A 13,971-nucleotide genomic window follows, 5' to 3' on the forward strand; every position below is an offset into this window, starting at 1 on the left:
GGCGACGATACGATGCCCCACACGATCCACCGCTCGACCCCCGGAGGGACCATGGCAGGGGAGCCGCAGGACGACTGCTTGTTCTGCAAGATCGTCGCGGGTCGGATCCCGGCGACGATCGTGCGGGAGACCGGCACGACCGTCGCGTTCCGGGACATAAACCCCCAGGCGCCCACCCATGTCCTGGTGATCCCCAAGGTGCACCACCGGGACGCGGCGGCCCTCGCGGCCGCCGAACCGGCGATCGCCGCCGACGTCCTGCGCGAGGCCCAGGCGGTCGCCGACGACGAGAAGCTGGAGAGCTACCGCATCGTCTTCAACACGGGCACCGGCGCCGGCCAGACCGTCTGGCACGCGCACGCCCACGTCCTGGGCGGGCGCGGACTGGAATGGCCGCCCGGGTAAGTCGTCGTGTCCGTCCGTGAATTGGTGGTCCTCGGCACCGCCAGCCAGGTCCCGACCCGGCACCGCAACCACAACGGCTACCTGCTGCGCTGGGACGGCGAGGGCATCCTCTTCGACCCCGGCGAGGGCACCCAGCGCCAGATGCTGCGTGCCGGAGTCGCCGCCCACGACCTGAACCGGATCTGCGTCACGCACTTCCACGGCGACCACTCGCTGGGCCTCGCGGGCGTCGTCCAGCGCGTCAACCTCGACCAGGTGCCCCACCCGGTCACCGCGCACTACCCCCGCTCCGGGCAGCGCTTCTTCGACCGGCTGCGGTACGCCACCGCCTACCGCGAGACCGTCGGGATCACCGAGGCGCCGGTGGACCGGGACGGGGTGCTCGCCTCCTCGGCGTCCTACCGCCTGGAGGCCCGCAAGCTCTCCCACCCGGTCGAGGCGTACGGCTACCGCCTGGTCGAGCCGGACGGGCGCCGCATGCTGCCCGAGCGGCTCGCCGCGCACGGCATCAAGGGGCCGGACGTGGGCCGCATCCAGCGCGAGGGCGAGCTCGGCGGGGTCGCCCTCGACGAGGTCAGTGAGGTGCGGCGCGGTCAGCGGTTCGCGTTCGTCATGGACACCCGGCTCTGCGACGGCGTGTACGCGCTCGCCGAGGGCTGCGACCTGCTCGTCATCGAGTCGACGTTCCTCGACGAAGACGAGGGACTCGCCGTGGAGCACGGCCATCTGACGGCCGGTCAGGCGGCGCGGGTGGCCGCGGAGAGCGGTGTGCGGCATCTCGTGCTCACCCACTTCAGCCAGCGCTACTCAGAGCCGGAGGAGTTCGAGCGGCAGGCGCGGGCCGCCGGCTTCGACGGGGAGCTGAGTGTGGCGCACGATCTACTGAGAGTGCCGGTTCCGAAGCGCAGGTGAAGCGGTCGTACGATGAGGTGATGCCCCTCCCGAAAGCCGAATTGCACCTTCATATCGAAGGCACCCTGGAACCGGAGCTCGCCTTCGAGCTCGCCGCTCGCAACGACGTGAAGCTGCCCTATGCGGACACCGGCGAGCTGCGCGAGGCGTACCGGTTCGAGGATCTCCAGTCCTTCCTGAACCTGTACTACGAGCTCATGGCCGTGCTGCGCACCGAGCAGGACTTCGCGGACCTCGCGAACGCCTACCTCGCCCGGGCCGCCGCGCAGGGTGTGCGGCACGCGGAGATCTTCTTCGACCCGCAGGCGCACCTCGCGCGGGGGGTCGGGATGGGCACTGTGGTCGAGGGTTTGTGGCGGGCGCTGGAGCACAGCGAGCGCGAGCACGGCGTCTCCACCCGGCTGATCATGTGTTTCCTGCGCGACGAGTCCGCCGAATCGGCGATGGCGACGCTGGACGCGGCGAAGCCGTATCTGCACCGGATCACCGGGGTCGGTCTCGACTCCGCCGAGGTCGGGCATCCGCCGGTGAAGTTCCGCGAGGTGTACGAGGCCGCCGCCGCCCTCGGGCTGCGGCGGGTCGCGCACGCCGGTGAGGAGGGGCCGCCGGAGTACATCACCGAGGCCCTCGACGTGCTCGGCGTGGAGCGCGTCGACCACGGGCTGCGGTGCCTGGAGGATCCGGCGCTGGTGGAGCGGCTGGTGCGGGAGCGGGTCCCGCTGACGCTGTGCCCGCTGTCCAACGTCCGGCTGCGCGCCGTCGACGTCCTCGCCGACCACCCGCTGCCCGCCATGCTCGACGCCGGGCTGCTGTGCACCGTCAACTCCGACGACCCGGCCTACTTCGGCGGGTACGCGGGCGACACCTTCGACGCCGTGCGCGTGGCCCTGGGCCTCGGCGAGGAGCGGCTGCGCGAGTTGGCCCGCAACTCCTTTCTCGCGTCCTTCCTGGAGCACGACGAGGAGCGGCGGGCACGGTATCTCGCGGAGGTCGAGGCGTACGAGTTCCCGTAGCCCTCAGGCGGTCGCTGACCCCGGTGCGGCCGCTGCCTGCCGGGGTCCCGCCGTGCCGTAGGCGTGCTGCTGGGCGGGCATCGCCGGCAGGGCGTCCACGGGGATCTCCAGCACGTCGACGACGTGCGTGGGCCGCCGGGACGCGTGCCGTGCCACCAGGGTCATCGGCACGGCGATCACCAGCAGTCCGGCGGCAAGTGCCGCGCCCATCGCCGGGAATCCGGCCTGCGCCGACAGGAGGCTGCCGGTCAGCGGGCCCGCGGCCGTGCCCAGCGAGGACGCCGAGCCGACCAGGACCGCCCAGCGGCCGCGCGGGTCGAGGGAGGCGGCGAGGCCGATGACGTACGACAGGACGATCGGGTAAAACGTGTTCCAGGCGATCTCGCCCGCCGCGAAGGTCGTCAGGCCGGTCGCGGACGCGCTGACCACGATGCAGCCCGCGATGAGGCCGGTGCCGACGCCGATGGGTGCGGCGTACCCGAGCCGGGGGCCGAGGGCTCCGGCGCCGACGACGCCCAGCAGTCCCGCGCCGAGCGCGACGGCGAAGACGGCGCCGACGGTCGCCTCGCCCAGGTGCGCCTGGGTGAGGCCGATCCTGCCGCTGACGCCCCAGAGGGCGTTCTGCGCCATCGACCAGCACGGCATCGTGGCGGCGAGGAGCAGGCCCGACCGCAGATGGGGGAGGGGCTCGCGGGGGCGGCTGACGGTGAGCGCCGGTGTCCGGGCGTGGAGCCGGCCGGTCAGCGGCCAGACGGCGAGCGCGGTCAGGGCGATCGCGGCCAGCGGGAGTCCGTGGCCGGGGCCGAGGTGCGGGACCGTCAGATAGACCGCCCCGGCGAGGGCGGAGACGCTGAGCAGGCCGAGTGTGGTGACGCGGTGCGCGTCGCGCCGAGCCGCGATCCCGCAGGCGGCGACCGCGGTCGCCGTCCCGGAGCCGAAGCCACCGGCCATCGCGCCGGCGACGACCGCGGGGACGGCGGTGGTGAGGGTGGCGCCGCCGTAGCCGAGGACGGCGAGCGCCAGTCCGGCACGGGCCAGGGCGCGCGGGCCGATCCGGTCCACCCGGGAGGCCAGCAGGAACCCGGCGGCCGCCGAACTCAGCAGCAGGGCACTGCCGATGGCGCCCGCCTGGGTGGCGGAGACGGGGAGCCCGGAGTCCAGCCTGCCGACGACGGTCGGGAGGAGGTACGGGGCGAGATACCCGGCCGTGAAAAGGGCGACGAGGGGCCAGGGCGTGGTGGTGCGGGGGGCGAACACGGGCGTTCCCAGGGCATGCGAAAGGACGGCACAGGAAGGGGGATTGGGCGACGACCGTCGACGGACAGGAACGCGCGGGCAATTTGTATCAAGCGGGGGGAGGGCGACGGGAGGCCGGGGTGGGTGATCTGGATCACCTTCTGTTTGGGGTCGGCCCGGCCGGGTAAACGAGCGCCTTCCGGCAGGCTTCCGGCTGCCCTCCAACCGGCTTCGGGACGGCTTCCGGCCGGCCCGCGCGCCTAACGCCAGTGCGCCGAGCCCCCGCCGCCCGGCACCGTCGCCTCGATCTTCGCCCTGATCTCCCGCATCACCGCGACGATCCGCTCCTCACGCCCGGGTGCCAGCCGGGCCACCGGCACCGAGCAGCTGATCGCGTCCTGGGCCGGGTCGTCGTAGCGCAGGGCGAAGCCGAAGCCGACGATGCCGAGCACGCCCTCCTCGCGGTCCACCGAGTAGCCGCGCGCCCGCACCTCGGCGAGGTCGGCGACCAGGGAGGCGCGGGTGGTGCGGGTGTGCGGGGTGCGTGCCTCGTACGGGCCGTCGGGCAGGTCGGTGTCGGGGTGCTCCGCGAGCAGTGCCTTGCCCAGGGCGCCCACGTGTGCGGGGAGCCGACGGCCGACGCGGCTGATGGTCCGCAGGTACTCGTGCGACTCGCGGGTCGCCAGATAGGCCACGTCCCGGCCGTCCAGCCGTCCCATGTGGATGGTCTCGCCGAGCGCCTCCGACGCCTCGTCGAGGTACGGGCGCACGGCCCTGACGCGCGGGTCGGAGTCGAGGTAGCTGGTGCCGGTGAGCAGGGCGCGGATGCCGATGCCGTACAGGGAGCCGGTGACGTCGCTGCGCACCCAGCCACGGGCGGCGAGGGTCTGGAGCAGCGCGTACATCGAGCTGCGGGGTACGCCGAGCTCGTCCGCCAGTTCCTGAAGCCGTGCCGGACGGTCGCCGCGCGCGGCCAGTAGCTCCAGCAACTCGACCGTCCGCGCCGCCGATTTCACCTCGCGGACGCCACCTGTCTCCGACATGTCCTGATCGTAAGCAGGGCGCCGCCCTCCGGGGTGCGCTCGGGGCGCGCGGACCATTGACGGCGGCCGTTCGCCTATCTAATCTCCGTCTTCATGCATGGATGTCGTCTACATAGGGAGATGGTGGGCGTGAGCCTCGACACCGACGTGGCGGCGGGCCTGCGGGCCGGGATGGCGGGCGGCGTGCTGTCCTTCCCGCTCACCGCCTTCCACGACGACGGCTCCCTCGACCTCGACGGCTTCCGCGCCTACCTCGCCGGGCAGCTCGTCACCGGACCCGGCGCGGTCTTCCCCGCCTGCGGCACCGGCGAGTTCTTCTCGCTCGACGAGGACGAGTACCGGCAGGTCGTCACCGCCACCGTGCGGGAGGCGGCGCGCCGGATGCCGGTCGTGGCCGGGGTCGGCTACGGCTGGGCGCAGGCCCTACGGTTCGCGCGGATCGCCGAGGAGGCGGGCGCGGACGCGCTGCTCGTGCTGCCGCACTACCTCGTCACCGCGCCCCAGGAGGGCCTGGTCGCCCAGCTGGAGCGGCTCGCCGCCGGCACCCGGCTGCCGCTCGTCGCCTACCAGCGCGGCCAGGTCGCCTACGGCACCGAGGCGTTCCGCCGGATCACGCGGATCCCCGGCGTCATCGGACTCAAGGACGGCCACAGCGACCTGGACCGGCTCCAGCGCCTCACCCTCGCCGCCCCCGACGACTTCCTGTTCTTCAACGGCGCCGCCACCGCCGAGATCCAGGCCCGCGCCTACGCCGCCGTCGGCGTCCCCGCCTACTCCTCCGCCGTGCACGCCTTCGCGCCCGAGATCGCGAACGCCTTCTTCACCGCCCTGCGCACCGACGACGACGCCGTGGTGGACAAGCTGCTGCGGGACTTCTACGTGCCGCTCGTCGAACTGCGCGACCGGACGCCCGGCTACGCCGTGTCGCTGGTCAAGGCCGCGGCCCGGCTGCGCGGCCGGCCGGCCGGACCGGTCCGCGCCCCGCTCACCGACCCCTCGGCGGCCGACCTCGCCGACCTGAGGACCCTGCTCGCCACCGGACTCGACCTCGTAGGAGCCGCCTTGTGAACCTCACCGTCACGGACGTACGACTGACCCCGATCCTGGTCGCCGACCCGCCGCTGCTGAACACGCAGGGCGTCCACCAGCCCTATACACCCCGGCTGATCGTCGAGGTGGTGACGGCGGACGGCGTGACCGGCGTCGGGGAGACCTACGGGGACACCAAGTACCTGGAGCTGGCGCGGCCCTTCGCGGAGAGGCTGAAGGGGCGGCGGGTCAGTGATCTGAACGCGCTGTTCGCCGTCGCCGACGAGGTGGCCGTGGACGCCTCGCGGGTCTCCGAGGCGGTGGACGTCGGCGGGCTGCGCGGGGTGCAGACCGCGGACAAGCTGCGGCTGTCCGTCGTCTCCGGCTTCGAGGTGGCCTGCCTGGACGCGTTCGGCAAGTCGCTCGGGCTGCCCGTGCACGCGCTGCTCGGCGGCAAGGTGCGGGACACGGTCGAGTACAGCGCCTACCTGTTCTACAAGTGGGCCGAGCACCCGGCCGGCGTCCCGGCCGAACGGGACGACTGGGGGGCCGCGCTCGATCCGGCCGGGGTCGTGGAGCAGGCGCGGAAGTTCAAGCAGCGGTACGGGTTCTCGTCGTTCAAGCTCAAGGGGGGCGTCTTCCCGCCCGACGAGGAGATCGCGGCCGTACGGGCGCTGGCGGCGGCCTTCCCCGGGCACCCGCTGCGGCTCGACCCCAACGGGGCCTGGTCCGTGGGGACGTCGGTCAAGGTGGCCGAGGAACTCGGTGACGTCCTGGAGTACCTGGAGGACCCGGCGCTCGGCACGCCCGCCATGGCGGAGGTCGCCGGGCGGACGGGCGTACCGCTCGCCACCAACATGTGCGTGACGACGTTCGCCGAGATCAGGGAGGCGTTCACGCGCGGTGCCGTCGAGGTCGTCCTCTCCGACCACCACTACTGGGGCGGGCTGCGCAACACCCAGCAACTCGCCGCGGTCTGCCGGACCTTCGGCGTCGGGGTGTCCATGCACTCCAACACCCACCTCGGGATCAGCCTCGCCGCGATGACCCACGTGGCGGCCACCGTCCCCGGCCTCCACCACGCCTGCGACTCCCACTACCCCTGGCAGTCGGAGGACGTGCTCACCGAACGGCTGGTCTTCGAGGACGGGTCCGTGAAGGTCCCGGACGCCCCCGGCCTGGGCGTCGACCTCGACCGGGACCGGCTCGCCCTGCTGCACCGGCGCTGGCTGGACGACGACGGCACGCTGCGCGACCGCGACGACGCGGCGGCGATGCGGGTCGCCGACCCGGAGTGGGTCACCCCCGCCATGCCCCGCTGGTAGGTCCCCGGCCCGCCGGGCACCGTGCCCGCCGCACCCCCGTTCCCTGCCCACGATCGAAAGCCTTCGTCCTGCTGGTCCACGGCGGCCCCGACGACCGCCCCCGGGGCCACACCGCCCCGACCCGGGCCCGTTTGACCCAGGGGGCTCCGCGACCGGGTCCCGCGACAGCGTGAAACGTCGCCGGTACGCCTCGGGGTCGCCCCCGCGCGCCTCCCCCGTGAGTCCGGCGCGGGCGCCCCTCCCCGCCTGGGCGCCGGGGTGTTGTCAGTGGTGTGGTGCACACTGGCCGGGTCAGTACCACGTCAGGGAGCGCACTGTGATCGGGTCCGACGGAGAGGGACCGCTGCCCGCCGCCCGGGCGATGCCGACCATCCGGGAGGGTCGGTACTGCCACGCCCATGTCGATCCCCTGGCCGCCCTGCGCGGGCCGGGCGAGCCACCGTGGGACGTATATCTCACCGGCAGCGTCTTCCTCGACATCATCTTCACCGGGCTCGACTCCGCCCCGGTGCGCGGGACGGAGTCCTGGGCGCGCGGGATGGGATCGAGCCCGGGCGGCGTCGCCAACATGGCGACCGCGCTGTCCCGCCTCGGCCTGCGGACGTCCCTCGCGGCGGCCTTCGGCGACGACCACTACGGCGACTACTGCTGGGACGCCCTGGAGCAGGGCGAGGGCATCGACCTCACGCCCTCGCGCACGGTGCCCGGCTGGCACTCGTCGGTCACCGTCTCCATGGCCTACGAGGGCGAGCGCACGATGGTCTCCCACGGCCACGAGCCGCCCCCCGAGGAGCCCGCCCCCGACTGCCCGCCCCGCGCGCGTGCCGCCGTCGCCTCGCTCACCCCGAGCGAGCGCGCCCCCTGGATCGCCCAGGCCGCGAGCACGGGCACCCGCATCTTCGCCGACGTCGGCTGGGACGACACCGGCGCCTGGGACCTGGCGGGCCTGCCCGACCTCGAACACTGCGAGGCGTTCCTGCCCAACGCCGAGGAGGCGATGCGCTACACCGGCGCCACGTGCCCCCGCGCCGCCGCGCACGCCCTCACCGAACACGTGCCGCTCGCCGTGGTCACCCTCGGTGCCGACGGCGCGTACGCCGTGGACCGCCGCACCGGCGAGTCCGCCGAGGTCCCGGCGATCGCCGTCGAGGCCCTGGACCCCACCGGCGCGGGAGACGTCTTCGTCGCCGGCTTCGTCACCGGCACCCTGGCCGGCTGGCCCCTGGCCGACCGCGTCGCCTTCGCCGGCCTCACCGCCGCCCTGTCCGTCCAGGAGTTCGGCGGCTCCCTCTCGGCCCCCGGCTGGTCCGAGATCGCGGCCTGGTGGCGCAGGGTGCAGTCGTACGACGACCAGGACCCCGCGGCCCTGCGCCGGTACTCCTTCCTGGAGGACCTGATCCCCGCCACCACCCGCCCCTGGCCCCTGCGCCGCGCCGTCCCCACGATCGGCTTCGGCCGGTCCGCCTGACCCGGCCCCGCGCGCCTCATGTGCCGCACGGCGCATCGAAAAGTCCTACGGCGATGTCAGTCCTGCGGCGTACTCTGGAAATCGCCAGGCCGCCCTTGTGGCAGGCGAGTCGTATCGAGGAGGACGTGCAGGCCTTAAGCGCCGGCCCATGACTCAGACACCCACAGCTCACACCCCCGCGCAGGGGCAGGCGAGAGCACAGTTCACCGTCCCCGCCCAGCACCCCATGGTCACCGTCCTGGGGTCCGGCGACTCCCTGCTGCGTGTGATCGAGACGGCCTTCCCGGCGGCCGACATCCACGTCCGGGGCAATGAGATCAGCGCGGTCGGACCCGCGGCGGAAGTCGCCCTCGTCCAGCGCCTGTTCGACGAGATGATGCTGGTGCTCCGCACCGGGCAGCCGATGACGGAGGACGCAGTGGAACGCTCGATCGCCATGCTCCGGGCGACGGAGAACGGCGAGGGCGCGGAAGAGACGCCGGCGCAGGTGCTCACCCAGAACATCCTGTCCTCACGCGGCCGCACGATCCGCCCCAAGACCCTCAACCAGAAGCGGTACGTCGACGCGATCGACAAGCACACGATCGTCTTCGGCATCGGCCCCGCCGGCACCGGCAAGACCTACCTCGCCATGGCCAAGGCGGTGCAGGCCCTGCAGTCCAAGCAGGTCAACCGCATCATCCTGACCCGCCCGGCGGTCGAGGCCGGCGAGCGCCTCGGCTTCCTCCCCGGCACGCTCTACGAGAAGATCGACCCCTACCTGCGCCCGCTCTACGACGCGCTGCACGACATGATCGACCCCGACTCCATCCCCCGTCTGATGGCCGCCGGGACGATCGAGGTCGCGCCGCTCGCCTACATGCGCGGTCGCACGCTCAACGACGCCTTCATCATCCTGGACGAGGCCCAGAACACGAGCCCCGAGCAGATGAAGATGTTCCTCACCCGCCTCGGTTTCGAGTCGAAGATCGTGATCACGGGTGACGTGACCCAGGTCGACCTGCCCGGCGGTACCAAGTCCGGTCTGCGCCAGGTGCAGGAGATCCTGGAGGGCGTCGAGGACGTCCACTTCTCCCGGCTGTCGTCCCACGATGTCGTCCGGCACAAGCTGGTGGGCCGTATCGTCGACGCGTACGAGAAGTTCGACAGCCAGAACGGCACGGAGAACGGCACACACCAGGGCCGTGGCAGGTCCGGCGCCAAGGGCACCAAGGGGAAGTAGACCAGCACGACCATGTCGATCGACGTCAACAACGAGTCCGGAACCGAGGTCGACGAGCAGGCGATCCTCGACATCGCCCGCTACGCGCTCGCACGGATGCGCATCCACCCGCTCTCCGAGCTCTCGGTGATCGTCGTGGACGCCGACGCCATGGAGCAGCTGCACATCCAGTGGATGGACCTGCCGGGTCCGACCGACGTCATGTCCTTCCCGATGGACGAGCTGCGCCCGCCGGCGAAGGACGACGACGAGCCGCCGAACGGCCTGCTCGGCGACATCGTGCTGTGCCCGGAGGTCGCCACCAAGCAGGGGGCCGAGGCCCCGACGCAGCACTCCATGGACGAGGAGCTCCAGCTGCTCACCGTCCACGGAGTGCTGCACCTGCTCGGGTACGACCACGAGGAGGCCGACGAGAAGGCCGAGATGTTCGGCCTGCAGGCAGCCATCGTGGACGGCTGGCGTGCGGAGAAGGGCCTCACCGGCCCCTCCCCGGCCCCCACCGTGTCATGAGCCTCCCGCTGGTCACCGGCGCCGTCGCGCTGGTCGTCGTCGCCTGGCTCGCCGCCTGCGCGGAGGCGGGCCTCGCCCGCGTCTCCAGCTTCCGCGCCGAGGAGGCCGTACGCTCCGGCCGGCGCGGCGGCGCCAAGCTCGCCCAGGTCGCCGCCGACCCCACCCGCTATCTCAACGTGGCGCTGCTGGTCCGCGTCGCCTGCGAGATGGCCGCGGCCGCGCTGATCACCTACGCCTGCCTGAACGAGTTCGACAGCACCACCGAGGCGCTGCTGATCGCCATCGCGGTCATGGTCCTCGTCTCGTACGTCGCGGTCGGCGTCTCGCCGCGCACCATCGGCCGCCAGCACCCCCTGAACACGGCCACCGCGGCGGCCTACGTCCTGGTTCCGCTGGCCCGGATCATGGGCCCGATCCCGTCCCTGCTGATCCTCATCGGCAACGCCCTCACCCCGGGCAAGGGCTTCAGGCGCGGACCGTTCGCCTCGGAGGCGGAGCTGCGCGCCCTGGTCGACCTCGCCGAGGCGGAGTCCCTGATCGAGGACGACGAGCGCCGCATGGTGCACTCGGTCTTCGAGCTCGGCGACACCCTCGTACGGGAGGTGATGGTCCCGCGCACCGACCTCGTCGTCATCGAGCGTTACAAGACCATCCGCCAGGCCCTGACCCTCGCGCTCAGGTCCGGCTTCTCGCGCATCCCGGTGACCGGGGAGTCCGAGGACGACATCGTCGGGATCGTGTATCTGAAGGACCTGGTCCGCAAGACGCACATCAGCCGGGAGGCCGAGAGCGAGCTGGTCTCGACGGCCATGCGGCCCGCCGTCTTCGTACCGGACACCAAGAACGCCGGTGACCTGCTGCGCGAGATGCAGAAGGAGCGCAACCACGTCGCCGTCGTCATCGACGAGTACGGCGGCACGGCCGGGATCGTCACCATCGAGGACATCCTGGAGGAGATCGTCGGCGAGATCACCGACGAGTACGACCGGGAGCTGCCGCCCGTGGAGCCCCTCGGCGAGGGCCGCCACCGGGTCACCGCCCGCCTCGACATCGGAGACCTCGGCGAGCTGTACGGGCTGGAGGCGTACGACGACGAGGACGTGGAGACGGTCGGCGGGCTGCTGGCCAAGGCGCTGGGCCGCGTCCCGATCGCCGGGGCCACGTCCGTGGTCGAGCTGCCGGACGGCCGGCGACTGCGGCTCACCGCCGAGGCCGCCGCCGGACGCCGGAACAAGATCGTGACTGTGCTCGTGGAGCCGGTGGCCGCCACGGAGGCGCCTGAGGAGGAGACGAAGCCGGAGTGACGCCCCAGGAGCTGCGCGCCTTCTGTCTGTCCTTCGACGCGGCCGTCGAGGAGTTCCCGTTCGGGCCGGAGGCCTCGGTGTTCAAGGTGCTGGGCAAGATGTTCGCGCTGACCTCCCTGGACGCCCGCCCGCTCACGGTGAACCTCAAGTGCGACCCGCAGGACGCGGTGCGCCTGCGCGCCGACCACCCCGGCCTGATCGCCCCCGGCCGGCACATGAACAAGCGGCACTGGAACACCGTGACGGTGGACGGTTCGCTGCCCCGTCGCCTGGTCCGGGAGCTGATCGAGGACTCCTACGACCTGGTGGTGGCCGGGCTGCCGCGGGCCGAGCGGCTGCGCCTGGACCGCCCCTGAACCAGGCCGCCGGCCTCCGTATGCTCGGGACATGACCGACAGCAACGCGCTTGACCCCGAGGACCGCAAGATCGTCACCCTGGCCCGCTCGGCCCGGGCCCGCAACGGCGTCCCCGAGGGGGCCGCCGTACGGGACGAGACGGGGCGTACGTATGTCGCCGGGACCGTCGACCTGGACTCGCTGAAGCTCAGCGCCCTGCGAACCGCCGTGGCCATGGCGGTGGCCTCGGGCGCCAGGTCGCTGGAGGCGGCGGCGGTCGTCACGGAGGACGCGTCCGCGTCCGCGGAGGACCTGGCGGCCGTACGGGATCTGGGCGGGCCGCGGACACCGGTGCTCGTCGCCGGGCCCGACGGGGCCGTACGGCTGACCGTCTCCGCGGACTGAGGGGGCGCGCCCGTAGCGGACCGGTCGTCGAAGGCCGGAAATACGCCTTGCCGCCGTGCGCCACTCGCGTATCAATGGAATCGTGAGTTCCGACGGACCGTCAGATATGAGCCCGTGCTGCGCGTCCGCACCCCGCTGCGCGGGTGGTCCGCCGGTGTTCCTCCCGCCCATCCCCCACATGGCATTCCCCACACGGGAAGGGAGCCCCCATGAGAGGCAAGCGCATTGCATCCGGTGCGGCACTGACGATCGGCGCCTTCGCGGTGACCGGTGTCCTCCTCGCACCCACGGCCCTGGCCGTCACGCCGGAATCGGCGACCCTCACCGCCGACTGCGGCAGCTTCGGCGGCGGCGAGGGCACCCTCACCGCCACCCAGGACGGCACCGCGGCCACCATGACCCTCACGTCCACCGCGATCACCGCACCCATCGGTCTCGGGGCGGACTCGATCGCCTCCACGCTCACCCTGGTCAAGGGCGCCGGCGGCACCACCGCCTTCACCGGCACGAAGAACCCGGCGATGGCGGCCGGCGACCCCGTCACCGTGGGTCCGCTCAGCGGCACCGTCGCCTCCGGCGACAGCCTGGAGGCCTTCGGCGGCTCGCTGAAGATGACCGTCTTCGGCATCACCATCACCTGCACGGCGACAGGGCCGCAGTCGCCCGGACCGTTCGTGTTCGACTGATCCACCGACGGGCGTGGCCCGGGTCGCCCAGGGCGCCGGGGTCACGCCCACCGGTCCGCCCCGGCGGGCAGTCCTGTCACGCTGTGCGGCAGGGCTTCGGCGATCAGGGAGAATGGGCGCCATGAGCGTTCGTACCCCGTCATCCGAGCAGCCGGCCGAGACTGTCCACCGGGCCGGCTTCGCCTGCTTCGTGGGCCGCCCCAACGCGGGCAAGTCCACCCTCACGAACGCACTGGTCGGGCAGAAGGTCGCGATCACCGCGAACCAGCCGCAGACCACGCGGCACACGGTGCGGGGCATCGTGCACCGGCCCGACGCCCAGCTGATCCTGGTGGACACCCCGGGGCTGCACAAGCCGCGCACGCTGCTCGGCGAGCGGCTCAACGACGTGGTGCGCACGACCTGGGCCGAGGTCGACGTGATCGGCTTCTGCCTGCCGGCGAACGAGAAGCTCGGCCCCGGCGACCGGTTCATCGCCAAGGAGCTCGCGGGGATCAAGAAGTCGCCCAAGGTCGCGATCGTCACGAAGACCGACCTGGTCGACAGCAAGACGCTGGCCGAGCAGCTGATCGCGATCGATCAGCTCGGCAAGGAGCTGGGCATCGAGTGGGCCGAGATCGTGCCGGTGTCGGCGGTCGGGGACAAGCAGGTGAAGCTGCTGGCGGACCTTCTCGTCCCGATGCTCCCCGAGGGCCCCGCCCTCTACCCCGAGGGCGACCTGACCGACGAGCCTGAGCAGGTCATGATCGCGGAACTGATCCGTGAGGCCGCGCTGGAGGGCGTACGCGACGAGCTGCCGCACTCCATCGCCGTCGTCGTCGAGGAGATGCTGCCGCGCGAGGACCGCCCGGCGGACAAGCCGCTCCTCGACATCCACGCCAACGTCTACATCGAGCGCCCCAGCCAGAAGGGCATCATCATCGGCCCCAAGGGCAAGCGCCTGAAGGAGGTCGGCATCAAGTCCCGCCGCCAGATCGAGGCGCTGCTCGGCACCCCCGTCTTCCTTGACCTGCACGTGAAGGTGGCCAAGGACTGGCAGCGCGACCCGAAGCAGCTGCGCAAGCTGGGCTTCTAGGG

General features: G+C 72.3%; 15 protein-coding genes. 13 read left to right on the forward strand and 2 right to left on the reverse strand.

Annotated elements, in window-relative coordinates; all coding sequences use genetic code 11:
• The first annotated feature begins 51 nt into the window (after nt 1–51).
• From ACFV6X_RS14430 to ACFV6X_RS14440, 3 genes are read left to right on the forward strand one after another with little or no spacing between them, the layout of a single operon-like run.
• On the forward strand, nt 52–405 hold the full coding sequence (locus ACFV6X_RS14430; protein ID WP_385382530.1) for a histidine triad nucleotide-binding protein: 354 nt from the start codon (nt 52–54) through the stop codon (nt 403–405).
• A 6-nt stretch (nt 406–411) separates the two neighbouring features.
• Entirely contained in the window at nt 412–1,317 is a 906-nt protein-coding gene (locus ACFV6X_RS14435) for a ribonuclease Z (protein ID WP_385382533.1), read from the forward strand.
• A 20-nt stretch (nt 1,318–1,337) separates the two neighbouring features.
• Nucleotides 1,338–2,330 carry an adenosine deaminase gene (locus tag ACFV6X_RS14440; protein ID WP_385382536.1) on the forward strand — a complete coding sequence of 331 codons (993 nt, stop codon included), beginning with the start codon at nt 1,338–1,340 and terminating at the stop codon, nt 2,328–2,330.
• Nucleotides 2,331–2,333: 3 nt separating this feature from the next.
• Here ACFV6X_RS14440 and ACFV6X_RS14445 read toward each other — a convergent pair whose 3' ends face one another.
• Nucleotides 2,334–3,587 (reverse strand): MFS transporter, encoded by a 1,254-nt coding sequence (locus ACFV6X_RS14445; protein WP_385382539.1) that lies wholly within the window; start codon nt 3,585–3,587, stop codon nt 2,334–2,336.
• Between the two features lie 239 nt (nt 3,588–3,826).
• The gene (locus ACFV6X_RS14450; RefSeq protein ID WP_385382542.1) at nt 3,827–4,609 is read right to left on the reverse strand and encodes an IclR family transcriptional regulator; all 783 of its coding nucleotides are present in this window, start codon (nt 4,607–4,609) and stop codon (nt 3,827–3,829) included.
• Between the two features lie 120 nt (nt 4,610–4,729).
• Between ACFV6X_RS14450 and ACFV6X_RS14455 the strand changes: the two genes are divergently transcribed.
• From ACFV6X_RS14455 to era, 10 genes are all read left to right on the forward strand, one after another.
• Nucleotides 4,730–5,677 carry a 5-dehydro-4-deoxyglucarate dehydratase gene (locus ACFV6X_RS14455; RefSeq protein ID WP_385382545.1) on the forward strand — a complete coding sequence of 316 codons (948 nt, stop codon included), beginning with the start codon at nt 4,730–4,732 and terminating at the stop codon, nt 5,675–5,677.
• Entirely contained in the window at nt 5,674–6,963 is a 1,290-nt protein-coding gene (locus ACFV6X_RS14460; RefSeq protein ID WP_385382548.1) for a glucarate dehydratase family protein, read from the forward strand. Before ACFV6X_RS14455 ends, ACFV6X_RS14460 begins: the two co-directional genes overlap by 4 nt.
• Before the next feature lie 361 nt (nt 6,964–7,324).
• Nucleotides 7,325–8,431 carry a carbohydrate kinase family protein gene (locus tag ACFV6X_RS14465; RefSeq protein WP_385382702.1) on the forward strand — a complete coding sequence of 369 codons (1,107 nt, stop codon included), beginning with the start codon at nt 7,325–7,327 and terminating at the stop codon, nt 8,429–8,431.
• A 148-nt stretch (nt 8,432–8,579) separates the two neighbouring features.
• On the forward strand, nt 8,580–9,653 hold the full coding sequence (locus ACFV6X_RS14470; RefSeq protein ID WP_385382550.1) for a PhoH family protein: 1,074 nt from the start codon (nt 8,580–8,582) through the stop codon (nt 9,651–9,653).
• A 12-nt stretch (nt 9,654–9,665) separates the two neighbouring features.
• A complete protein-coding gene (gene ybeY / locus ACFV6X_RS14475) occupies nt 9,666–10,163 on the forward strand; it encodes an rRNA maturation RNase YbeY (protein WP_365455445.1) in 498 nt (165 codons plus the stop codon).
• Nucleotides 10,160–11,467: a hemolysin family protein gene (locus ACFV6X_RS14480; RefSeq protein WP_385382553.1), complete on the forward strand. Its 1,308-nt coding sequence runs from the start codon at nt 10,160–10,162 to the stop codon at nt 11,465–11,467. Before ybeY ends, ACFV6X_RS14480 begins: the two co-directional genes overlap by 4 nt.
• Nucleotides 11,464–11,823: an MmcQ/YjbR family DNA-binding protein gene (locus ACFV6X_RS14485; RefSeq protein ID WP_385382556.1), complete on the forward strand. Its 360-nt coding sequence runs from the start codon at nt 11,464–11,466 to the stop codon at nt 11,821–11,823. Before ACFV6X_RS14480 ends, ACFV6X_RS14485 begins: the two co-directional genes overlap by 4 nt.
• 31 nt (nt 11,824–11,854) lie before the next feature.
• Nucleotides 11,855–12,208: a cytidine deaminase gene (locus ACFV6X_RS14490; protein ID WP_385382559.1), complete on the forward strand. Its 354-nt coding sequence runs from the start codon at nt 11,855–11,857 to the stop codon at nt 12,206–12,208.
• A gap of 209 nt (nt 12,209–12,417) precedes the next feature.
• Nucleotides 12,418–12,894, forward strand: coding sequence for a hypothetical protein (locus ACFV6X_RS14495; protein WP_385382561.1), 477 nt, complete (start codon nt 12,418–12,420; stop codon nt 12,892–12,894).
• A 121-nt stretch (nt 12,895–13,015) separates the two neighbouring features.
• Nucleotides 13,016–13,969, forward strand: a complete 954-nt coding sequence (gene era, locus ACFV6X_RS14500; protein WP_385382564.1) for a GTPase Era — start codon at nt 13,016–13,018, stop codon at nt 13,967–13,969.
• The last annotated feature ends 2 nt before the right edge of the window (nt 13,970–13,971 follow it).

The sequence above is a fragment of the Streptomyces sp. NPDC059861 genome (assembly GCF_042731435.1).
Lineage (GTDB): Bacteria > Actinomycetota > Actinomycetes > Streptomycetales > Streptomycetaceae > Streptomyces.